Origin of the sequence: Xenorhabdus budapestensis, assembly GCF_017743015.1 — a bacterium.
Lineage (GTDB): Bacteria > Pseudomonadota > Gammaproteobacteria > Enterobacterales > Enterobacteriaceae > Xenorhabdus > Xenorhabdus budapestensis.
The window spans coordinates 2,980,118-3,001,031 of record NZ_CP072455.1 but is presented as its reverse complement, the minus strand read 5'-3'; the positions used below and the strand labels follow the sequence as shown (position 1 = coordinate 3,001,031).

Genomic DNA, 20,914 nt, shown 5'->3' with positions numbered 1-20,914 from the left:
CTCAGCTTGAGGCTGATAAGTTCAAGGCTGCTCTGCTGGAAACATTAGAAAAAATGTCAAAAAAATAAGCCCCATAAGGGGCTATTTTATGCACTGCTGATCGGAAAGAAGGTAATTTTTGCTATCATCCAGTCTGCAAATTTCCTTTCCATTCTTGTTCAACAATACATTTACCTCATAACGCCCTGTTTCTGGGGAAACATACGATTGACTTACTGATACGTTCCCTGAGTTCCCAACCCAGAATCCAGCTCCATGAGCGAAGAATTTAGCTGTCGCCCTTGTAGATATGATGCTGGGAAGGGCTTCAAATTGATAGAGAGTGACGTTAGTCGCGTCTATGAGATTAAAATATATCCTATTGAATTGATTTTTTGATTTGGCAATACCAACAATATTGAATGAGCCATCAGGATCTGAATTTGGCATATCCCTGTCTTTATCAATCAGGTTTGATGACGATCGTATTTTCCCGGCAGCATCTATGGCAACCATCTCTATAACTGCGGCACCGGTATTTTCGTTGTATAGCGCGACATACATAATTTCATAATCATTTAGTTTCCATGTGGACGTAATCCGAAGACCATCCCCTGCTAAACCTTTTTTACCTGATTGCTCTGCCAAAGTCTGAGTATAATCCACCCCTTTATAACAAAGGGCGTAAGCACCACCATTATTTTGTTTTTGGGGTGCGGTTAACACATAGAAATATCGCTTAGAGGCACTACCACGGCATTCATAATCTACATTTGACGTGACAGGTTTTTCATATTCCTCATGTAATTTCTGGACGAGTTTATAGTTATCATATGGCGAAAATTTCAGTTCTCCATCCTCGGCATAAATAATATGAGTTTCCATTTTATGAGGATAGACAAGCGCCTTATCTTTATCCAAAATGGCATATTTCATAATAACTGCATCATCCTTGTCGCCTTTCCCTGTCAGAGTATTGATTTCTCTTGCGCCATAACAAAGTGAGCCTTTACTTTCATAGAATTCACCAATCTTCCTGTCACAATCAGAACTAAATACAAAGTAAAAAAATGCGGAGCCAATCAGAGCAAAACCTATACCTCCGCCAATTAATGAAGCTATAGCAGTAGCTATTGTTCTATACCAAGTTGGTTTTGATGATTTAGCGACCATTAGTGAAACAACAAAGATCACAAGAAGAAGCCAAAAAGTATTCCATATAGTCATCGTTACCCACCTACCTCATATCTCATTCATAGAATGCTAAAACCACCATTACTGAATAAAATATAAGTCATTTTCAAGGGTACTGCATAGAAGTTGTGACTTTTCCGGCAGAATTCGACTGGAACTTTTGCCGTTCTCCGGTCTTATCATTTACCAAGACGATCTCAACCTGAAACGGTTTATCCCCCATAGCCTCCTGAAACGCTTTCGCCATACCTTTTGCTATTTCTGCCTCAGATTCAACATCCTTTTTCTTGCTGTAGAGTGAAGGGAATTGCTGCTCTTGCTCACCAGAGCCGTATTGCAGACGCTGCTCTCTGAGTATTTGAGGGTTTCGCTTACCTTTCCAGCGATCACTGTGAATAGCGTCATTAATAGCCGCTTTGATTTGCTCGTCACTGTAAGGATTTGATGCATTTTCAAATTCAATCATCTTTTTCATGACATTTTTCAGGATTTCAGGGTTATACATATCCAAAGGCTGATTGCGCCCATAGCCTGTTCCCTTAGAAACCCATTCAATATAGGCAGGCGTATCATTACCACCTTCTGGTCCCGCATATTTATATAATAGAGAGGTAATGTCATTCCGCCCTCTCTCTGCATCCAGCATTATTTGTCGCGCCATCGCGGATAACCCATCATGTGCTGTACCAAACTTCACATATTTGTGATTATTACCGAAATCTTCTCCTGTGGTATTTGGTGCAGCAATTAAATTGCCGGGGTTGTTATTGCGAATGCCTCGCGGGGGGGTGCCTGAGTTTTTTACCCGATTTGGATCATTCGGTATTTGATAAATATCCTGATAATGTTTTTGATTTTCAGGCACAATGGGAGGTTTCGTTTTTTCAGTCCCCTTTTTTTCATGCCATTTTTGGTATTTTTTCCGGTATCCATCGGTCATCAGGCCAAAATCCAGCATCGTTTTTTCATACGTACTGAGTGTTTTATAAAATTCCGGCGTGTTATAACCCCATCGCAACTGGTCTGATTCATTCCCTCTTGTTGCCCCTAGGGTGCGCATGATCGCAAAGTTGTCTGGACCATAAGTTAATATGTCACTGACCCCTTTAAGACCATCGTCAACAGAGCCATCTGAGGTTAAAAAGTTTGTAGTAGCATTACTGACACGTTGCTTAAGCCCTTCCCATGAGGCATTGAGTTCATTTATTGTGCCATTTAAATCGGTGAGTTGCTGGTTTAATCCATTAGGGACCGTTAATCCTAATTTATCGGACTTGGCTAATAACTGCTTGTATTTGGCCCCTTCACGCAATAACGATAAGGTATTCGCATCTAATCCCAGAAAATCAGCAATGGTTTTCTGTTTTGCAGAAGAATAGGTCGGAAACACTTTCGCCAGCTCTTCCATGGTCTTCGAGATATCCGCTGTACCGTCTTCCTTACGAACAATGGACACGCCCATGCTATTAAGCTGTGCTAATGTTGCACTGTTCCTTGCCTGTAGCGGATCGTTAAAGATTTTATACAGCCCATCAACAGACTCTTTTGCTTTGTCTGCATCTGTGCCTAATATCACCATCGCACCCGACAATCGGGAAAACTCTTCGACGGTCATATTGTTATTTTTTGCCATAACATCCAGATCATAGGCTTCCTTGCTTTGTTCGTTCAGCTTTTGCCCCATTTTGGCGATACCGTAACCGATGGCACCCACGCCACCGACGATCCCCCCGTATTTTTTGGCAAGACTGCCATATTTTGCGGTGAGTTCGCCGACATTTTTCAACGGAGGAATGATAGCGCCGATGTGCTGAACGTTATCTTTGGCAAACTTCGACATATCACGTAGCTGATTACTTAGTCCCCCTACATTTTCCTGTGTTTCATTGCCGCCGAACCGCAATGCTTCACGTGTCGAATCCAGCAAAGGGTTCAGTTGCTTAATTCTGGCTTCAATCTCTGCCAGTGCTTTTGTGGCGTTATCATCCGCGTGTAACTCAAAGTCAAATGCATTACCCATTACCCGACCTCGCTTGATTGATCCGTTCTGCCTGCTCACCCCACCAATTTAGCCGCGACCGACTCAGGAGCCACGCGTCTTGTGGCCCCCAGCGGTAAAAATAAGTGACATCAGCCGCTAATTGCTGCCATCCCCGGAGGGGGTATAAACTAAAAAATTCGTCAAAAATTCCCGGCAAACGTTAAAGTCGGTAATAGCCATCTTTTTTAAGATCGATTCGGGTATGTTTGATACCAACGCAATCAGCAGTCGCATAGCAGGCAGAGAGCTGTTAGGGTTCTTCGCTTGTGCCTCATAAAACTGCTCAACCTCAATCAGGCAGGGTTCGCGCAAATGAATTTCTTGGTAAATTTCTTTGCCGCCGTTACTTTCAATCGGCTTGCTCAGTGTGATAACTTTTGTTTTTTCCATGATTGCCTCTTAGTTTTCTGTTACCGAAATGCCTTCCCAACGGACTTCGAACTCCGCATCTTCGCTGCGCACTTCCTGCGTGTTTACGGTCCACATGCCTTCACCAATAATGGTCTTGCCGTTCGCCAGTTCGGCCACAATGGTGACGTTGGTCTGATTGTTAAAATCCGCCACGGTCGTGCCGCCGCTGTCACGTACCCGGCAGGAAATGAAGCACGGACTGGGTTTTTCTTTGTACCCGTGCACGTAGTCCATCCCGGTTAAGGTCTCGCGGGTGACGGCCGAGGGGCCGTAGGTAAAGTCCCCCACTACCATAATGGATACACCATCCACCGTGAGATAGGCTGTCCCCGCCAGCCTTCGAGTTGTATTTCCCATGAGGTTTCCTTATGACGTCGGTTGCAGACGGAACTGGTTCAAGAGCGCAAAGACACGCAACTGATTGATCAGCGTGCCAGTCCAGAGGACATCCAGCCGGTTAGGATTATGGGCGTTAACCTCGACCCTTAAGCCTGCGGCAAAAGCCTTAGAATCCTGCACATAACCGTTGAATTCCAGTGTCCGGTATTGGGCGATCAGTTCTGCCCGGACAATATTAGGGGTAACAATGGCCGAGCCGGGCGCAAAGCGGGTGCCGTCTTTCGCCAGTTTCATTCGCCCTAATTTTGAGGTGATTTGGGTGCGGATATACCGCGAGACGTACATCAGCAAAAACAGCGTTTCTATCTGAAGGTAGCTGTCGTCATTATCACCGTACGGGTTTTTCTGGTAGGTACTGATCAGGTTCTCTATCTGTACCGTGCCGTCATCGGCCACCGTAAACGTGGAAATGCCACTGTGCAACAGGTTATTGCGATCAATCAGGCCGAGCTGGTTCTCAGCATCCGGGGATAAAACGCCCGCGACAGGCAAGGTTTGCAGCGGCCTGCCCGGATCATTTCTCAGACTCGGTGCCGCCGCCCCGGTGATGGCCGCCGCCCAAATGTAGTCAGGTGTCGGGGATTTCGTCAACCCCAACAGGGTTTCATGTTGATTGTTCCGGCGCTCGCCAATATCTGCCAGCTCTCCGTAAATGCCACTGACCACACTGAATGCATGACCGTACAATTGCTGTTCCCATGACCAGCGCCCGCCGGTATCGGATAAAAAGGCCTTGAGTTCATCCAATGAAGCGGTATCGGTGTACGGATTGACGATAAAATCAAATGCCCGGTCACTGAGATTAGCCAGGCCATTTTTCAGCTCGGGTGCACCTGCGCCCCCTGTCATCTGAATGATACGTAAGTCCATGCCTGCCGGGGTTTCTTCGCCCCCGGCTTGTCCCCGGTAATTGAGGCTGATATCAATGCCATTGCCGTGAGCGCCTTTGTTTTTCGCGGTCAACGTGACGGTGTGATTGGTCGCTGTTGCCGTGACAGGCAGCGCAATCTTGCGGTTAATGGCTGCCGCCAGTGACTCCGCAACCTGCGTCAATTTATCGGTCGCCATGACGGTCACCTGCACACGCTGTCCGCCAATATACAGGGAAATCACGCCCGCGCGGGCCGGCAGGGATACCATCTCCACCGATCCTTTAGCGGTCAGCAGGTTATCACTGTCTTTCAGGGGCAGCGCCCACAATTCCGCCGCGGGATCATTCGCCAGATACGCCGCGGTCATGCCATGCAGCAGGGAACCGTGACCGAACTGGGAAGCCGCCTGTTCAGCGGAAGAAATGCGCACCGGAATATCGGGGGCAGCAATAGCCTTATCCAGCATCTGACCGAGGATCAGCGAGCGCTGGGTTGCCGTGGCACTGTTTGCCATTGAATTATCAAATTCCACGAAAAACAGCGGGGTTCTGAGGTTATTGGGAATGCGGGAAAAAGGGATAGCCATTATTCAGTCTCCTGCGCCTTTTTAGTAAGTTTGGTTTCAGCTACTGGCTGACAGAGTTCAACGTCGCCATCCCTTACACGACGGTGCCAAAACAGCGTGTTGGGGACTTCTGTGCAACCTTCAGGCAGATGAGTACCTTTGGCCGGATCGCGTACACTGCGCCCGGCAACGGGTTTGACAAACATAGGGTTACTCCAGATTAATACGGATATGGGGTTCGGGGGTGTATTCCGGCATCGCAATCGTCACATCAATGCCCTCCAGCGGGTTTGTTTCAATCGGGTAAAAATCCTCCGGCCCCTGATAGTATTCAATGTCGATGTCCATCAGAAGCTGAGCTAAATGTCCTTCCCCGCTGGCATCAATATCAATCTGTGACCGGATCTCCGCAAATTGCTGTATTTCCTTTGTGAGCGCATAACTGTTTATCACGGCACGCTCGATTTGCGCCCGCAGGGTCTCCAGTGCGAGTTCTGCCTGCTCTGCGCCATTTCCCCACTCACTGTCAAACGCCTCGAGGCGTCCGGTGACTCTGACCGTTGTAATGGTGTCAAACTGCGGCGCATTACGGCCATGTGACTTTTTATGATCAAACGTAGTTTGTACCAGTATGCACGGATAATCATCACCCCGTGTTGACCAGTCACGCGGGGAATAGACGCGGGATTGCGCATCCGTCTTTCCTGTCAGGGCCTGAACCACCAGGTTACGCACGGTTGATGCGTTCATGATTTTACCTTATTGAGTTGTAAGTGCGTGCCGCCGTGACTGTCCGGTTGCACATCGCTCACAATAAATTCGGTATTGGCGCGATACACAAAGACTTTGTCGCCCTGTTTGGGGGGCACTTTGAATACGGCATCACGGACGCCTAACAGGGGTTTAGTGGTATTAATGTCGCTGTCCCCGTCAAGGGATCCCACCTGCTGGGTATAGGCGCGATCAAACACGCCCATGATGTCGTAAGGCTCACCATACTTAGGCCGCCAGTTCACCTGCTCTGCAAACTGCTTATGCAGCGGGGCCAGTAAATGTTTATCCCAGTCAATCGGCATGATCCCCCCGCTGAACGGTCACTGGGTTGCTGGATAATAACTGCGCTCTCAGGTCATCCAGTCGCAGGATAACGCCCAACTGAATCAGGCGTTCCGCATCGTCACCGAAGACCTCAATCACGGTATTTTCAGGGTAGTCAACACCGTTATGACGCACTGTATTTCCTTTGACAACAACCAGCTCAGGGGCGGCTTCCTCATCAGCACGCCGCTTACCGGGTAAAGTGGGTTGAATGCCTTGTGGGGTAACATCATCTGCTGGCCCGACCTGCAATTCGGGCGGTAATCCGCCCGGTTCCTGTGTTTTTTTCGTCATGTCACACCACCATCGCGCACAATGCCGCGTTCACCCGGCTTGGAATAACCAGCGGCGCGGATTGCATCATCAGGAAACGCTGAGCCGGATCTTCCTGCAACCACGATTTCGGCGCGTAGGCCATCGGGCCATAACTGAACGCAGGGTCCATAATCGCACCAAAGACGCGCGTTCCCATCAAGTCCGCGCCTGACATCAGTACAGCACCGTCCGGTATCATCGGTTTTTCAACATTATCGACAGGGTCAATAAACCAGTCGTTATACAACCACAGGTCGTAATTCCCCCAGCGCCCCTTATGAACCGCACCGGTTGCTACGCGAGGGGCAATATCCACCTGCCGATCTGCCGGATTCAGTAAGGGAAGTACTATCGCCCCTTTCTCAATCGAGGTGTCACGACAAAAGGCCTGCCACGATTTACTAGTGAAAACGATATCCGTGGGCGCAGAGCCGGTGGTTTTGAGGATACGCAGCCCCCAATCCTCAATGTCTTCGGAGGGTTTGGTGTTGGTTTTCCCCGCGTCCACCTTCAGTGGCCATTTGTCACTGCCACTGAGTGTGACAGTGAGATCGGAAGAGCGGCCAAAATCAATCACTTTCGTTTGATAACCCACGCCTGCAACGGTGATTTTGGCAAAAACCATCGCGTTAGCGGCCATCCACTCCAGACGACGGTTAATTAAATCAATTTGGTCGGTCATCTCAAACTGCAGGTTTAACATTTCACGCTCGCCCGCGCTGAATTCGCCACCGATACGTTCCCCAATCTGACGACGGACCGGTTTAAGTAAGTCGGGCGCGCGCTTGTCCTTGATATAAGCTGGTTTAAAAGTATTGGTCTGGTAGGTACGGCTTTCGACCAGTTGACCTTCGACCAACGGTGAGACGAACGGCGACATACGGCGTTTGCCGATATCTACGTCAATGGACACTTCTTCCTTGTCTTCGGTGATAACGTTGGGGAAGAAGCGGTCCAGCAACCAGTTTTGGCTGGTGATCAGGTTAGGCACTAAACCAACCAGCACGTTAGTATCATAAATTTTCATGCAGTTTCTCTATAGATAGTAAAGCCAGCAGCATTACCGCCAGCCTGAAAATGAAAACGAGCGCAGCCCTGCCAGATAACGGCATCAGATGTAATCAGAAAAAGGTGGTCGGAATTAAAATCCCGGCGTACTGTCTTTCAGGAAAATACTGAAGGGGCGCAGGGCAGTTTTGAGTTCGGCTAACGTCCAGCTTTTATCAAAGATAATCCGGTGCGCGTTAAATTCCCCCATCAGGTACACGCCCGCGGTCTGGCTGCTGACGGTGGTATCCACCGCATCGACCAGAATAGCGGCGGGTTTCTCACTGCCGTCTGTCGCGGTTTTCACACTCAACACATATTCCCCGGACTTGTTCATGCCGAGTACGGAACCGCGCTTCAATAGGCCGAATTGGGCCATCGTCACGCTATCGGTGACTAACTGTAACTGGCCGGCAATGAGCTGATCAGGAATAAACATGCTCGACGTCATGCCGGGGGCGAAAGGGTTAGGGCCTATATTTTCCATTATTGCTTACCTTTTACTCGGTTATACAACGCGGTCGCCGTGGCTACCGCAGCTTCGGCACTGCCTGCCACCGGAACCTGTGCATCCGGGCCTAACCGTACCTGTTTTTCGTTGCGCATCCGTTCATCCAATGACGGCCTGGATTTGGCAGATGGCGGGGTGACTGCGCCCATGACTGACAACGTGTTAATCGCTTCATGCGCGGACAAGCGGGTGTTAAAGGCTAAATGCGCCGCTATATCAGAACGACCCGCAGCATGTTTGCTGCCAAAGATTTTGGCACAACGTTTACGTTCGGCACGGCGGCCTTTTTTGACGTCCTCATTTTCATCAGCGTCAGCATCATCTTTATCGTCTTCCGCATCCGGATCGTCGTCATCGTCTTCTGACTTCGCCTTCTTGGCTTTTTTCGCTTTTTTGTTTTCCTTTTCGTCGTCCTGTTTTTCGGCGTCTTCACGATCTTTATCGTCTTCCGCGTTTTCGTCGTGCTCCTCTTCTTCGGCACGACGGCTTTTTGCTTCACGGGCGTTTTCGTCTTCCTCATGCTCATCAGTGGCACGGGCTTTGATCCCTAACAAATGTGCAAATTTATACATCGTTAAATCACTCCAGACTCTTTCATCAGTGTTTGAAATGCGACATCCGGGGAAGCGACTTCATCCGCTAACCCAATCTGTACGCCCTCATCTGCCAGATAACAGGCAGCTTGTGTATTGCGGATTTTCTCTTCCGAGAGTCCGCGGTTACGGGAAACAGTGCGTACAAAAAGACGCCCCATTTCATCAACATCGTGTTGGACAGTGGCTTTCGCTTCATTGCTCAGCGGCACACAAGGGTTGCTTTCTGCCTTACGATCCCCGTAAGTGATGATAGTCACTTTCAGACCGTCCTCTTTAATGCGCTGCGACCAGTCACAGTGAATAACAATCACGCCCACTGAACCGACGCCACCGGTGCGCGGCACAGTGATTTTGTCGGCGGCACTGGCAATTGCATAGGCGGCAGAATAGGCATTCTCACTCAGAATAGCGTGAATGGGTTTCTCCCCCCGTGACTGGTAAATCAGGTCCACCAAATCAAAGCAACCGGCCACTTCACCGCCGGGGGAATCGATATCAAGACAAATGCCTTTGACCTCCGGGTCATTCAGTGCCCTCAGAAACACCTGCCGAATGCCGTCATAACCGGTCATGCCACTGTAAGGACGCAAGGAACCGAGTTTTTGCACCAGCGTTCCCTGCACCGGAATGACAGCAGTTCCCTCTAAAACGTCATAGCCTGTATCACGCCCGCGCCGGGTAAAGGAGTCATCCTCATCATCCCAGTCCATCCCGGCATGAATCCGGGTAATGCCGAAGCGGTCGGTTAGTGCTGCCATCACGACTTCGGCTTTGCGCGGATGGATTGCCAGCGGCACATTAAACAACCGCTGGGCTAAGTGGGGCAAGTTCATCATTCCCATTCCCCTGATCCTCTGTTGGTTTGCTGTTGCGGTGCCGGTTCAGCCCATTCAGGCAGTGGAATACCGCGCTCTTTAAAGGCTTCAATTTCACGCGCACGCTCATCCAGCATTTCTTCCCAGTCTTCACCGGCATTTTCTGCCGCCTCCATCTCAAGGGTTGAAAGACCTGCATTCATCCCCAGAATAGCGCCTTTCTTCTCCGCCACCGGGTCTAACCAGCCGCGACCGGGTCCCATCCAGCGCGCACGGCAATAAGCCGCTTTCGCATCCAGAAAGTCAGGGGCATTACTGGGTAAGGGTAAATCCTCAATGTTATGGATTTCTTCCACAAACGCAGAGGCAATAGGTTGAGCAAATCCGATAGCAAAATCATCACGACGGCGCGTCAGAGTCTTCCACGCTTCCAGCATCGCAGCACGGGCAGAGGAATAGTTCACATCTGACCAGTCCTGCGTGACCTGTTGCGTGGAAAGTCCGGTCGCGGCGGCGATATTTCGCAGTACTGCGCTTTCAAATCCGTCGAAATTACTGGTTGGGCGCGTGGCCGAAATCGTGACAATTTTCTCATTCGGGAATAAATGAGGAATACGGGCGCCATTTTGTAAGTTAAGGCGCTTGTCTTCATAATATTCCGCACGCTGTGTTTGATACGCGCTGAGTTCGTCACCACTGAAATCGCCGTTGTCACCGAGGGCTGACGCCACCATCTGTGAATCATAGGGTGACTCAATATACGCCCCGAAAATCGCATTCAGGATCGCCGCCTCAAGTTCTGATTCGTCATATTTAATCAGCATTTTCAGCCGCTGAACTACAGGCGCCAAGATGCCAATCCCGCGATGTTGTGCGCCGCGCTCATGGTCAAAGTCATGCACCACATGCGGACGGCCCCACGCGGTTTCACGGGGAATGCGATCCCACGTCATGGTTTTTTTGCCGCTGTACCAATCGCCGATATGGGCTTCCCGGATATAGTAAGCAACCGGGGTGCCATCACTGTCTATCTCGACGCCACCGCGAACATATTCTAAATCGAAACGTTCCTGTGGATTACTGAGGCGGTCGGGATCCACTATCTGGATGGTGGTCGCATAACGTCCGCGGCCTTTGCCTAACCGGTCAGTCCGGTATTGCAGTACCGCCAAAGCATCGCCGTCAAGTAACTTGTGACGAAAGCCAAGGCGCAGCATTTGGGACACTGTCTGTTTGCGTTCGACATCACAGTAACGCCCCGGATCATTCGCCCACGAACGCCAGTGGGCTTCAATCACTTTGCCGTATTCATTGGCCCAGGTCGCATCAAACGCATTGTTACCGGTGAGTAATTTCAGCATCCGGTAATCCGGTTTAAATATCGGTCGGTAGTTCGCACCGATGGCACTATCCAATACGCGGGTGATGGTGCCGGACGCCCAGCCGTCATTACGCGCCAAATCGCGCATGCGTGACACGATACGGTCACGATAGATGTTAATTTCATTATCCGGTGACCACAGCGCCGGCTGCCAGTTTGCCAGCTGGTCGCTGGATGAGTCTGCGGCATCATAAGGAATGCGCCCGCTTCCCGATAATGCGTTAAATTTCAATTTCGCATTTGAGGGCGGTAACGGCTCGCCATTGGGTCCCAAGATTTTAACGCTCATTAGTACCTCACCCTGATTGGTCGTCTTGTCGTGATCCCCAGTTCGGTCTGTATTGCCTGAATAAGCGCCAATAAATCGCCCAGGCTGGTTTGTTGATACGACACAGTGCGGGTCCCATCCCCTTGTGTATACGAAAATGAGACGCCTTTCGTTCCGGTTGACAGTTCGATATAGGCTAGTTGAGCGGCATTGAGTGCGGCGTGGAGCTGTTCACGGCTCATGCCGGTAAGCAGACTGGTTCTTCGCATTTGTTCTCCTTAGGGCAGAAGCTGTGACATACGCTTCCGTTTGGGCTTATCCTCCGTTGATTCAGGAATGATTGCTCCGGGGAAACGCAGATTGGTTTTTATTTCCGGTTGGGCCGGGGGGGCGATTAACCGATCAGGATTACCGACAATGTTGTCTGCCAGCAAATTAAGCTTCAGTCCCATGTACATCAGGCCGCATAACGCGGCGTAGCTGTAGACGCGGCAGTCCAGCGCTTCGTTGGCGCGACCGGGAATTTGCTCCCAAACGCGATATCGCTGACCCCCTGAGTCTTTAATCACCGACCGCTCGGCCAATAACTGGCTGAAATAATGCAAATCACGATCAATGGGGAAATGCATGTAAGAGGGGGCCGGATCTGTATTCTCTGGCGGCTCAATGTGTAACCGACCACGGATAGTGTCTTTAGCGGCATTCACGCCGATAATAATCGGTTTAAAACTGGATTTAGAGCGTGAAGTAATACGCTTGGTTGGCCATACAGGTGAACGTTTACCGCCGCGAGCGGATTCCCCTTTGATCGCCCAGAGACGACGAGCTAAACGGGCACGGCAAAAGTGATACACTTTTTGTGTATGATGACCGCCGGAATCCATACAGGCTGCTGTAATCGCAAAACCACGACCATCAGCCCGACGCCATATTTGTTTAAGATAAGCATCCAGACGCAGCCACGGCTCATCCGTTTCTAAATCCCCTTCAATCACATCATGGGCAATCGACCAGCTTTCTTCACTTCGCCCCCAGCCGACCACCTCAATTTCAAAGCGATCATCTTGGGTATCAATACCCGCCGTCAGAACGGCAACCCCGTCCGGCACTTCGGCCGCCCAGACTTCGCAGCGTTCCAGCAGTTTACGTTCACTGAGTGCCTTTTCACCCCGGTCTTCATAAGGCTCACCGAGGACGAGGTTAATAAAGGTCTGGCGCATCAGGGGGTCATCTTTCACCCGGAGCCATTCCGCCACCAGATATTTCCATGCCGCATTCGGAAACAGGCTGTAACCGGCCCAGAGATGGAATCCGGCATGCCCCCGAAACGGCTGACTGGGCCGCCATTCGCCCCGCTTAATCAGGCCGGGCTTATCGCTGGCCTGAATCACACAGCCGTGATGACGGCAGACGTAATAGGCGGTCTCTGGTAATCCGTTGCCGTATTCGTCTTTTTCCCACTTAATGCCGTAGGGGGTATCAGGCCCGCCCCATTCCAGCACCTGATATTCATTACAGTGCGGACAGGGCACGTAGTAGTAACGCTGGTCACTGTCCTTAAAGGCTTTTTCTATCCGGCTGGTCTCTTTGACAGTAGGAGTTGACCCCAACACGATCTTACGGTTCCAGAATGTCTCAGAGCGTTTGATACCCAATGCTATCTGGTCACCTTCCGCCCCTGCGCCGCCCGAAGGGTAACCGTCCACTTCATCAAACAGGATGATGCGACAGGTGATACGACGGAATCCGCCGGGCGAGTTCGCCCCGACCAGTGTCAGGCCCGCCCCGTTGGAAAAGGTCTTATTCAGGATAGTCTGGCTGGAATCTTTCGCTTTGGCTTCGCCGGCTATATCTTTCAATACCGGGGTATCGCGCAACATTGGCGCAATTTCGGTTTTACTGTAGCCTTCTGCATCTTCCACCCGGGGTTGAACGACCAGTATTGGTGACGGGTCATGCGACAGGTAATAACCAATCACATGATCCAGTATCTTAGTGTAACCTACGCGGGCGGATTTCATTACGGACACTTGGGTAACTGACGGATCGGTAATCGCATCCATGATGCCATCCTGATATTTAAACGACCGGAATTTACCCGTTTGAGCGCTGTTTTCTCTGGACAGTACCGCGTATTTATTGGCCCACTCACTTAAGGATAAAGGTTCTGGGGGGTGAATATCAGACCGGCATTGATTCAGCGCAAGGGTAAAGTTTTGCCATGCCGTATTATCCCCCTTGTTCACTGTGATCAAGGCTCAATTCCTCCATTGCCTCGTAGATGATTTCTTGCAGCGCCACTACAAATTCTGTGTCCGTGTCCGTGCCAGCCATCGCCCGTAATCGGGGACCATGTTCAGGAGCGATGGCAATTAACCGAGTGCGCATCCGCGAATACTCCTGCCTGACCGCATCGATCATGTCCTGCCACGGCAACACCTTACCGGATTTCAGGTCATATTCATGCTGGGTTAGCAGCGCCAGATAGTTTTCTTTCATAGTCTTGGCTTCATCCAGTGACATTGTTGCCCCGCGCTCGGTGAGGATGCGCTCGACAACTTGGGCCGGAGTATCGGGTTTAGGCGTGTTACCTAATGTGTTACCCGGTTTGTTACCCTGACTGTTACCTTGCTTGTTACCTTTGGGCTTTTTTTCACTCCGGGTAACAGTTTTCCGGTAACGTTCGATATTGGCATTTGATGCTTCAACATTGATATCGTCACCCGCCATAACCAGCCAGCCACGGGCTTTCCACTGGGTAACGGTCTTGCGGCTGACCCCATGCAATTTGGCAAATTCTGACTGGTTCATCTGTTACCTCAGTGTTACCTGTTACCCAAATTTCAAAAGTTCATAACTAGTGAAAAAACGCGGCGCGCAATGCCCCTGAAATATCAAAGGCTTAGGAAGGACCCAAAAAATTACACGGCGTTACCCTCTCTGTTACCTCGCGTTACCGCCCTCTTTTGCCTCCTTCACTTTCGTCGATAGAAGGCGCTGCATCGCCAGCGTCGGCAACTCCTGCTTTAATAAGAGCAGACAAGAAGTCATCATCGCTCATAGCGTTCAGCTTATTGATAGCTTCTTGCATGATTTGCATTTGAGTCTTTTTCATATCACCCCTTTAGGTACTGTAGGTGCTGGTTGTCGCCCATGTCGATTTTTTATCCCGCTAATGGCTGTATATTCTCTTTTTCCATTACATAAACAGGAGTGAATGAATGCCGAGTAAAGAGGTTATCTATAGCCACACAATCGAACTTTGGGAACTATTAGACCAGATTAAAGATTTGCCTCGCGACACCCGTGTTTCATTTGGTGGGCTGGACTTCTACAGGGTAAAACCGCGAGGTGATAATCTTATTCAGATTGAGTTTGCACAGTCGGTTTATCGGACTTCTGAAGATGTCTTGGTGGTTCAAGATCATTCAGAATAGCTGACGCATAAACATTAGCCTTTTGTCTGTTAACGGGTGCATAACCTTCATCAATGCACCCGTTTACTACTCGGCTGAATAAAACATCCTTTTCACCCAGTTGGATAATCCAGGTGACCGGATATTTTTCAGAACCGCGTGCTCGTTTCAGAATTAACTTCTCCATAACGGTGCTAATGTCCTGACCAGCCGAAATTGTATTAGCCTTGCTATCAATGATATCCGCTGTGATTTTGACCTCAACACTGCATTTGATTGCTGTACATAATCTCTTGTGCAATGTTTGAACCATTAGCGATGCCGAAAGAGTATCAGCATCAAATTTACTGAATTCTGATTTCAATTGATTGATGATATTTCCAACCTCTGCCGATGTAGGCAGTATTACAGTTGGGATTAGTTCATTTTTCATGATCTCTCTTCTTGTTCAGGCGGGACCGCGATCCCAGTTTTTATTTAGCTGTCCGTATCGCCTCATCCAGTGCCTGACTGATAGCAGCAGGCATCAGCGATTGAGCCATTTGTTGCGCCCGTTCCTGATAGCCGAGTACAGGCTCAACAGGTAGCGCATCACCGAACCGAATAAGCAATTCTGGGGGGCTTTGTTTCTCTCTCGGTCTGCGTGTTCCATTAGGTGAGCGTTTTAACCGCTGCTTGTTCTTTTTCACCTTCTTGGCTTTCTTACGCTGCCATACGCCATTAACATCACTTCCGTATCGCGTTGAGACTTCACCAATGAAGGTATCGTCTTTGCCTTTCAGCTGTTTCAGCTTGTTGCGGGGTAAGTTGCCATACTTGTTCAGTTTGACGTTCTTGGGGTTGAGTAAAGCAGCGCCATTCAGTTTATGAACACCCCCAACCTCAAACGGTTCCAGATAACTAGCAGCCGTTGGCAATACGAAAACTTTTGCGGTTAGATCGTTCTTACGTGCGCCTTTGCTTCTGACCGCTTTAACCGTGAAAGGGGTCGGGCTTTCCAGCTTGCGTTCGAATGCCACTTTCTGGGCTTTTTCTATCTTACGTGCGACTTCGGTAAGCGCCTGAGCCGTTGCAAAGGGGATTTGCTTTCGTATCTTTGCTAATTGGTTGATAAGATCATTCAGTGTAGCCATTTGTACTCTCCAGCATATCGGATAAACTGAATTAAACAGTCCTATTATCGAAATGACGAATTTGCCAAGCACAGGAGTTCATATGAAAAAATTAGCAGTCCTGTTAGTCGCCGCATTATTACTTCCGTTTGGCGCTTACGCTAAAACCAAAGTTGATGTTGCTAAAATTTACGGAAACATCAAAGTGGTCAATTCCGGTGCAGACTATAAGGTGAAGGTTGTTAACTCATTCCCCGATCTGAAAGTCAAAGTTGTCACCAACTCTGCGAATTCTCCGGGCAAATGGCGAATGGTGACTGCATCCCCTGATTACAAGATTCAGTTCGTCAACGCATTCCCAGATTTTACTATCAAATACGTAGATTCATTCCCCGGACCAACCCAATGATTCCTTACTTCAATAATTCGCAAGCCATTTTCATAACCTGCTCCCATTCTTCATTGTTGAGTCCGTGGTATCGTTTTAGTTTTACAATACCCAGTAGCATCTTGGCTTTTCTTTCTTCCCTTAGTGCTGCACTTAACATTAATCCAGGGGGGCGCTTATGTGGTGGTATCTGGTGCTCAAGCATATTTACCTCTCTATTCAGCATAAAAAACTGGTTCGGTTGATATAGCCCCTTATTTTGGCGAGACTACATCAGCCCAAAACCTCCACAAACCTCTATCAAGCACCCGTTTCTGGATGCTTTGCAGAATTTTGTATAATCATTTCTTTTTGGACTTCTCAGTCGAATACTTGCTCGCCCATGCCTTGGCTAGATTCAAGCAATCATCAAACAGCTTGCCCTTTCTGCTGGCTGATCCAGAACGGCGATAATGTTCAACTGCCCGGTCACTTGCCATCCCTGCGATAGATGAAGAAAAGCCGAGCTTAATTAACTCGGCCTGTACGTTCTTTTCGATAAATTGTTCAGGGTTCATACGGGTTCCCCCTCGTCGGGGAAGTCACCAAGATCAGGAATAGAAAACTGGGTAAGCTCCAAGGCTAATTTTGTGGCATCCTTAATGCGTTTAATATCCCTTTTGCGCTGAGCCATCAAACCGCTACCCTTTTGGCCTCGATGTTGGAAAGAAGCTTTATCAAAAGCAGCTATTAAGTCATGCATCTTTTGTCCAGTAAGCTGAGCCATAGCAGTAACATCAAGCGTACCGATATCAATGTTTGATTCTTTCTCTGCAAGATCTAGCAACCAGATACGTAGTTCTTTTGCTACTTTTGTCCGAGAAAACATACCAATTAGATATGCGCCACGAAGAGAGTACAGTCTAATATCAGACATGAGATGCTCGTAACCTATTGATTCTTCCGAGGTCCTCACTTTGGCAATGATACTCATGCTCTCAGTAAATTCATCTTTATGTCTACTATAAAGGTTGGCAACTTTCTTACTATCCTTGTAACCCAGCAATTCAGCCAGGTGTTCTCCGGTAAACCAAATCTTCCCATCGCCATTATCAAAAGGGATCACTTCTTTTTCTTTGAAAGTTAATGCTGTACTCATCGGGTATTTTCCTTATAGAAAATCGAACCTGCTCACACAGAAAAGCCGCCCGCAGAAATACCCATTAACGGTTTTCTCAGGTTCGACTTTCTGTAAGGCTGCGTTTTATTGATGTGCGCGGTGAGTGCGCGTTAGATACAAAAAAGCCCCTGATCACTCAGAGGCTCACTGACACTGTGTTTTGATAGGTTGCTAATACTGAAATCATTGCCTGCTTTTAACCACATCAGGCGAGGTGGTTCCTCACTTACCGTAATTAAGGGAAAGTGATAAGTTGGCTATTCCATAGTCAAAATAAGGAATAAGAAGAATGCCAAATTTTACAGTTCGCGTTGAGTTACATAATGCAAACTCTAAGGATTACGATAAATTACATGAAAAAATGGGAAATGCTGGATTTGAACGCACGATTACCACCAAAACCGGCAAGATCTATTATTTGCCAGATGCGGAGTATTCAATCAATAGTGATAAATCCACAGAAGAAATTCGTGATTTAGCTCTTGATACAGCAAAAAAAGTAAAAACTAATCCAGCTATTCTTGTCACTAAATCAAATGGAACCAGAAAATGGTATGGTTTGGATGAAGACTAATCTTCAACTTCATCTTCATCATCACCATTTCCTCGTTTTGGGTCTTCTGTTTCAAGAGCAATAAAGCTATCTCTAATATTTCGGGCGATGTATTTCGCCCTGTCGTTGTCAATATAGCCACGAGATTCCATTTCTATACTAATTACATTCAACAGAGCTTCCCGCGCTGCTTGTTGTGATTCTAGTGTTAATTCTTCAAATTTCATGATGACCTCAATCATTTGTGTTGTGTTTTGATATAGTCCTGCAACCCCAGAATTATTTGCTCTCCGTTATTCATACCTTTCATCGTCAAAATAACATCGGCCTTTTAGGATATTAAAGTGAGCCTCTGTCATCTCGCTGACTGCAAACTTGATAATGCAAACACCTGCACATCTGTTAACACGCTCAATATTTTCCGGTTCTTCTTTTAACCATTCATCAATATCGGTTTGAAACTCAGTAACGCGCTTCATTGCATTTTCAATACGAATAAAATATTCAGTGCTGTGAATTACAGAGTTCACATAATATGTGGGTATTTTTTTGCCTTTTTCTCGGGATGATAATTCTTTCTCTATCTGACGCTTTAAATCCTGAATCTCATGGTCATTTAGTTTTTCTACATTAATATCCCTCATCGTTTGCCCTCCGGTTCCACGCAATTTCTGCGTTCGCTGCCGTATCTTCCTCTGGCCCGTCCGCATTACATTCAGTACATTGCACAAAAAACCATATATCATCTGAATGTGAGTTCATTTCTGTGTTCCCACTGTTACAAAACGGACACGGTTTAAGTTGATTCGTCATTAGTCTTTTCTCCCACACTCAGTATTCACATAATCCTGCAAATATTTCAGTTTTGCCCGGTCGTTGATGATGCCTTCTCGGATATCGAGAACAGTTGATCCAGTTTCTCCAGTGAGTTCGACGGGGGTTCCATTGACCACGCTGCCGGAGGAAGTGGTTTCAGGCACAGGACAGGCGGCCTTGATGCGCAGCTTGCGACGACCAGCGGCAACATCAGCCCGAAGAGTGTTAATTTCAGTCTTGGCATGGGCGAGTTCCTGTGTGTGAGTCTTGTCCAGTTCATGCAGCATTTCAATATGCGTGTTCTGGTAGTTGATGGCGTCGGTCAGTTGCTGGATTTCGGTTGCTTGATCGCCGTTGACTTTCTTTTGTTTCTCGTACTCAGAAAGGTAGTAAAAACTTTCGATTATAGCTACGGCTGCAACGCCAATCAGAACAATGATCGTGTAGTGGGTTAGCGTGAATTTCATAGCATTCACCTTATTCGGTTCGTGTTGTTTTACCCTTACCTATTTCAGCCAGAACAAGATCCAGAACGAAGTCAGCGGCCTGTCCGACCAATCCTCTTATCTTGCTTTCATGTTCAACCCTGACGTGCTTCCATGCGTTAAGGCCAGTACCAAACATACTGGCTATTTGCTTGTCTCTTTTTAAGTCAGCACAGGCTTGATTCAGTTCTTCCATCACACTACGCTTGCGAGGATTAACCACTGCCCCCTTTGTCCAGTATTCATAAAGAACGTCATCACACTCTTCCTGATAACGGATCACGTTATCCCTAATTTCAGGCTTAACCTTGTTAGGACTGATAGTGGCTAACCAGCCAGCCAGTTTGCGGAGGGCGAGACACTGCATTTCTCTCTTTTTGCCATCTGCGGCAACTATAACGATTTCCGTTACAGTTGACTTAAATCGTTGTTTTAACTTTTCTAACTGTGATTGCCACGTTAAACCCATACCTTCGACAATAGGTCTCATTGGCACATAAGGTTCATTGTTGTATTCCACAACATAAAGTTCATCGTTATAAAAAGGGACTGTAATTGTATGCATATTGCGTATTCCTATAGAAATAAGAGCCTGCTGACGTAGAAATATCGCCCATGAGAGGTCGCCACCTGGCGATATTTCTCAGGCTCTATTTCTATAAGCTCATGATTGGGTTGCGCGCACGTCAGTACGCATATGTGGAGGAGCCTCCGATTTCAGAGGCTCATAACTCAGAGTAAGTTGAATGCTTTTTCGAATATTTCATCGGTATACGGTTGCTTGCCGTTCTCGTGCTGAATGATCGACTTAGCCAGCGCAATCAGCATCGGTTTATCAATGTCGAGAACGTGATGCGGATCGACGTTCAGTGCCCCGGCAACTCCCTTGATATAGGCTAAGGTGTTGTTTTCCACATTTGGTGCCCAGCGGTCTATCATCCGGTACACACTCTGGTAGCCGTTCTTGTGGTAATTGCACAGCAGCTTCATCAGTGCCCGAATGCCATACTCTGGTGATTCGAACCGGCAGAACCGCTTTTCAATCTTTTCATCATGAGGCAACTGACCCTGCCACTTATTCTTTGGGTTGTGATCAATATTGCCGGGATTGTTATTGCGAATACCTCTGGTCACTGTTTATCTCCCAACCGTTTATTGATGGTGCGGATAGCAAACTCGCGTATCTTCTCAACGCCAATAAAGCCCACCAGCCCACCGACAAAAGGGGCGGCATTACTGGGTATACCGAACAGCTCTAAGCCGCTCGAAATCCCCCATGACAACGCCCCGCACAGAATGCCTTCTATCCATTTGTTTTTACGGTCTACGCCGTCATACACCAGACGCCCATAGCAAATGACGATGGCTAAAGCAGAGCCGGATATCTGCGGCCACGAGTTTTTAAGGCCGTTCAGCAGTTCGGCCCACAAATCAGGATTTTCTTTCATCTTCATAATCCACCCCATTGAACAATGGGCGTCCGTGGGGTGAAC

Annotated in this window: 32 protein-coding genes; 2 read left to right on the top strand and 30 right to left on the bottom strand. The window is 48.3% G+C overall.

Going from position 1 to position 20,914, the window contains the following annotated elements; all coding sequences use genetic code 11:
• Positions 1 to 81: 81 nt before the first annotated feature.
• From HGO23_RS13080 to HGO23_RS12985, 20 genes are all read right to left on the bottom strand, one after another.
• Positions 82 to 1,206: a hypothetical protein gene (locus tag HGO23_RS13080; protein WP_099137430.1), complete on the bottom strand. Its 1,125-nt coding sequence runs from the start codon at positions 1,204 to 1,206 to the stop codon at positions 82 to 84.
• Positions 1,207 to 1,279: 73 nt separating this feature from the next.
• Positions 1,280 to 3,193 carry a hypothetical protein gene (locus HGO23_RS13075; RefSeq protein ID WP_099137429.1) on the bottom strand — a complete coding sequence of 638 codons (1,914 nt, stop codon included), beginning with the start codon at positions 3,191 to 3,193 and terminating at the stop codon, positions 1,280 to 1,282.
• Positions 3,194 to 3,310: 117 nt separating this feature from the next.
• Positions 3,311 to 3,604, bottom strand: coding sequence for a phage tail assembly protein (locus HGO23_RS13070; RefSeq protein ID WP_209026931.1), 294 nt, complete (start codon positions 3,602 to 3,604; stop codon positions 3,311 to 3,313).
• Positions 3,605 to 3,613: 9 nt separating this feature from the next.
• Positions 3,614 to 3,982: a phage tail tube protein gene (locus HGO23_RS13065; RefSeq protein ID WP_209026930.1), complete on the bottom strand. Its 369-nt coding sequence runs from the start codon at positions 3,980 to 3,982 to the stop codon at positions 3,614 to 3,616.
• A 9-nt stretch (positions 3,983 to 3,991) separates the two neighbouring features.
• Positions 3,992 to 5,482 (bottom strand): phage tail sheath subtilisin-like domain-containing protein, encoded by a 1,491-nt coding sequence (locus HGO23_RS13060; protein WP_099137472.1) that lies wholly within the window; start codon positions 5,480 to 5,482, stop codon positions 3,992 to 3,994.
• Complete coding sequence (locus HGO23_RS13055; protein WP_099137473.1) at positions 5,482 to 5,667, bottom strand: DUF2635 domain-containing protein; 186 nt, start codon at positions 5,665 to 5,667, stop codon at positions 5,482 to 5,484. Before HGO23_RS13055 ends, HGO23_RS13060 begins: the two co-directional genes overlap by 1 nt.
• 4 nt (positions 5,668 to 5,671) lie before the next feature.
• Positions 5,672 to 6,211: an ATP-binding protein gene (locus HGO23_RS13050; protein WP_209026929.1), complete on the bottom strand. Its 540-nt coding sequence runs from the start codon at positions 6,209 to 6,211 to the stop codon at positions 5,672 to 5,674.
• Complete coding sequence (locus HGO23_RS13045; RefSeq protein WP_099137475.1) at positions 6,208 to 6,537, bottom strand: head-tail joining protein; 330 nt, start codon at positions 6,535 to 6,537, stop codon at positions 6,208 to 6,210. Before HGO23_RS13045 ends, HGO23_RS13050 begins: the two co-directional genes overlap by 4 nt.
• Positions 6,527 to 6,853: a DUF7210 family protein gene (locus HGO23_RS13040; RefSeq protein WP_209026928.1), complete on the bottom strand. Its 327-nt coding sequence runs from the start codon at positions 6,851 to 6,853 to the stop codon at positions 6,527 to 6,529. The genes HGO23_RS13045 and HGO23_RS13040 overlap by 11 nt, the downstream gene beginning before the upstream one ends.
• 1 nt (position 6,854) lies before the next feature.
• The gene (locus HGO23_RS13035) at positions 6,855 to 7,901 is read right to left on the bottom strand and encodes a major capsid protein (protein WP_209026927.1); all 1,047 of its coding nucleotides are present in this window, start codon (positions 7,899 to 7,901) and stop codon (positions 6,855 to 6,857) included.
• A gap of 114 nt (positions 7,902 to 8,015) precedes the next feature.
• Positions 8,016 to 8,408 carry a head decoration protein gene (locus HGO23_RS13030; protein ID WP_099137477.1) on the bottom strand — a complete coding sequence of 131 codons (393 nt, stop codon included), beginning with the start codon at positions 8,406 to 8,408 and terminating at the stop codon, positions 8,016 to 8,018.
• Positions 8,408 to 9,004 (bottom strand): hypothetical protein, encoded by a 597-nt coding sequence (locus HGO23_RS13025; protein ID WP_209026926.1) that lies wholly within the window; start codon positions 9,002 to 9,004, stop codon positions 8,408 to 8,410. The genes HGO23_RS13030 and HGO23_RS13025 overlap by 1 nt, the downstream gene beginning before the upstream one ends.
• 2 nt (positions 9,005 to 9,006) lie before the next feature.
• Positions 9,007 to 9,861, bottom strand: coding sequence for a S49 family peptidase (locus HGO23_RS13020; protein WP_209028786.1), 855 nt, complete (start codon positions 9,859 to 9,861; stop codon positions 9,007 to 9,009).
• Entirely contained in the window at positions 9,861 to 11,513 is a 1,653-nt protein-coding gene (locus tag HGO23_RS13015; RefSeq protein WP_209026925.1) for a phage portal protein, read from the bottom strand. The genes HGO23_RS13020 and HGO23_RS13015 overlap by 1 nt, the downstream gene beginning before the upstream one ends.
• Complete coding sequence (gpW, locus tag HGO23_RS13010; protein ID WP_209026924.1) at positions 11,513 to 11,761, bottom strand: gpW family head-tail joining protein; 249 nt, start codon at positions 11,759 to 11,761, stop codon at positions 11,513 to 11,515. Before gpW ends, HGO23_RS13015 begins: the two co-directional genes overlap by 1 nt.
• A gap of 9 nt (positions 11,762 to 11,770) precedes the next feature.
• The gene (locus tag HGO23_RS13005) at positions 11,771 to 13,747 is read right to left on the bottom strand and encodes a phage terminase large subunit family protein (RefSeq protein WP_209026923.1); all 1,977 of its coding nucleotides are present in this window, start codon (positions 13,745 to 13,747) and stop codon (positions 11,771 to 11,773) included.
• The gene (locus tag HGO23_RS13000) at positions 13,722 to 14,303 is read right to left on the bottom strand and encodes an RNA polymerase subunit sigma-70 (protein ID WP_209026922.1); all 582 of its coding nucleotides are present in this window, start codon (positions 14,301 to 14,303) and stop codon (positions 13,722 to 13,724) included. The genes HGO23_RS13005 and HGO23_RS13000 overlap by 26 nt, the downstream gene beginning before the upstream one ends.
• Positions 14,304 to 14,445: 142 nt before the next feature.
• On the bottom strand, positions 14,446 to 14,607 hold the full coding sequence (locus tag HGO23_RS12995; RefSeq protein ID WP_209026921.1) for a hypothetical protein: 162 nt from the start codon (positions 14,605 to 14,607) through the stop codon (positions 14,446 to 14,448).
• 245 nt (positions 14,608 to 14,852) lie between these two features.
• On the bottom strand, positions 14,853 to 15,341 hold the full coding sequence (locus HGO23_RS12990) for a hypothetical protein (protein WP_209026920.1): 489 nt from the start codon (positions 15,339 to 15,341) through the stop codon (positions 14,853 to 14,855).
• Positions 15,342 to 15,381: 40 nt separating this feature from the next.
• Complete coding sequence (locus tag HGO23_RS12985; RefSeq protein WP_209026919.1) at positions 15,382 to 16,041, bottom strand: hypothetical protein; 660 nt, start codon at positions 16,039 to 16,041, stop codon at positions 15,382 to 15,384.
• 82 nt (positions 16,042 to 16,123) lie between these two features.
• On the opposite strand from HGO23_RS12985, the gene HGO23_RS12980 reads away from it, so the two are divergent.
• Positions 16,124 to 16,429 carry a 7(1) septoil knot domain-containing protein gene (locus HGO23_RS12980; RefSeq protein WP_209026918.1) on the top strand — a complete coding sequence of 102 codons (306 nt, stop codon included), beginning with the start codon at positions 16,124 to 16,126 and terminating at the stop codon, positions 16,427 to 16,429.
• A gap of 4 nt (positions 16,430 to 16,433) precedes the next feature.
• Here HGO23_RS12980 and HGO23_RS12975 read toward each other — a convergent pair whose 3' ends face one another.
• The 3 genes from HGO23_RS12975 to HGO23_RS12965 all read right to left on the bottom strand — a co-directional run bounded on the left by HGO23_RS12975 (position 16,434) and on the right by HGO23_RS12965 (position 17,546).
• A complete protein-coding gene (locus tag HGO23_RS12975) occupies positions 16,434 to 16,613 on the bottom strand; it encodes a hypothetical protein (protein ID WP_209026917.1) in 180 nt (59 codons plus the stop codon).
• Between the two features lie 136 nt (positions 16,614 to 16,749).
• On the bottom strand, positions 16,750 to 16,965 hold the full coding sequence (locus HGO23_RS12970; RefSeq protein WP_209026916.1) for a hypothetical protein: 216 nt from the start codon (positions 16,963 to 16,965) through the stop codon (positions 16,750 to 16,752).
• Positions 16,962 to 17,546, bottom strand: coding sequence for a BRO-N domain-containing protein (locus HGO23_RS12965; protein ID WP_209026915.1), 585 nt, complete (start codon positions 17,544 to 17,546; stop codon positions 16,962 to 16,964). Before HGO23_RS12965 ends, HGO23_RS12970 begins: the two co-directional genes overlap by 4 nt.
• Positions 17,547 to 17,856: 310 nt before the next feature.
• Between HGO23_RS12965 and ghoS the strand changes: the two genes are divergently transcribed.
• A complete protein-coding gene (gene ghoS / locus HGO23_RS12960) occupies positions 17,857 to 18,141 on the top strand; it encodes a type V toxin-antitoxin system endoribonuclease antitoxin GhoS (protein ID WP_209026914.1) in 285 nt (94 codons plus the stop codon).
• Here the strand turns inward: ghoS and HGO23_RS12955 are convergent.
• The 7 genes from HGO23_RS12955 to HGO23_RS12925 all read right to left on the bottom strand — a co-directional run bounded on the left by HGO23_RS12955 (position 18,138) and on the right by HGO23_RS12925 (position 20,875).
• Complete coding sequence (locus HGO23_RS12955) at positions 18,138 to 18,347, bottom strand: thioredoxin domain-containing protein (RefSeq protein ID WP_209026913.1); 210 nt, start codon at positions 18,345 to 18,347, stop codon at positions 18,138 to 18,140. The two genes, ghoS and HGO23_RS12955, sit on opposite strands and share 4 nt — an antisense overlap.
• A gap of 66 nt (positions 18,348 to 18,413) precedes the next feature.
• A complete protein-coding gene (locus HGO23_RS12950) occupies positions 18,414 to 18,764 on the bottom strand; it encodes a DUF5448 family protein (RefSeq protein ID WP_209026912.1) in 351 nt (116 codons plus the stop codon).
• Positions 18,751 to 18,933 carry a Lar family restriction alleviation protein gene (locus HGO23_RS20075; RefSeq protein ID WP_209026911.1) on the bottom strand — a complete coding sequence of 61 codons (183 nt, stop codon included), beginning with the start codon at positions 18,931 to 18,933 and terminating at the stop codon, positions 18,751 to 18,753. The genes HGO23_RS12950 and HGO23_RS20075 overlap by 14 nt, the downstream gene beginning before the upstream one ends.
• Positions 18,933 to 19,403: a lysis protein gene (locus tag HGO23_RS12940; protein ID WP_209026910.1), complete on the bottom strand. Its 471-nt coding sequence runs from the start codon at positions 19,401 to 19,403 to the stop codon at positions 18,933 to 18,935. The genes HGO23_RS20075 and HGO23_RS12940 overlap by 1 nt, the downstream gene beginning before the upstream one ends.
• Before the next feature lie 10 nt (positions 19,404 to 19,413).
• Positions 19,414 to 19,986 carry a phage antirepressor N-terminal domain-containing protein gene (locus tag HGO23_RS12935; RefSeq protein WP_209026909.1) on the bottom strand — a complete coding sequence of 191 codons (573 nt, stop codon included), beginning with the start codon at positions 19,984 to 19,986 and terminating at the stop codon, positions 19,414 to 19,416.
• A gap of 167 nt (positions 19,987 to 20,153) precedes the next feature.
• On the bottom strand, positions 20,154 to 20,555 hold the full coding sequence (locus HGO23_RS12930; protein WP_209026908.1) for a structural protein: 402 nt from the start codon (positions 20,553 to 20,555) through the stop codon (positions 20,154 to 20,156).
• On the bottom strand, positions 20,552 to 20,875 hold the full coding sequence (locus HGO23_RS12925) for a phage holin, lambda family (RefSeq protein ID WP_244590026.1): 324 nt from the start codon (positions 20,873 to 20,875) through the stop codon (positions 20,552 to 20,554). The genes HGO23_RS12930 and HGO23_RS12925 overlap by 4 nt, the downstream gene beginning before the upstream one ends.
• Positions 20,876 to 20,914: the final 39 nt, after the last annotated feature.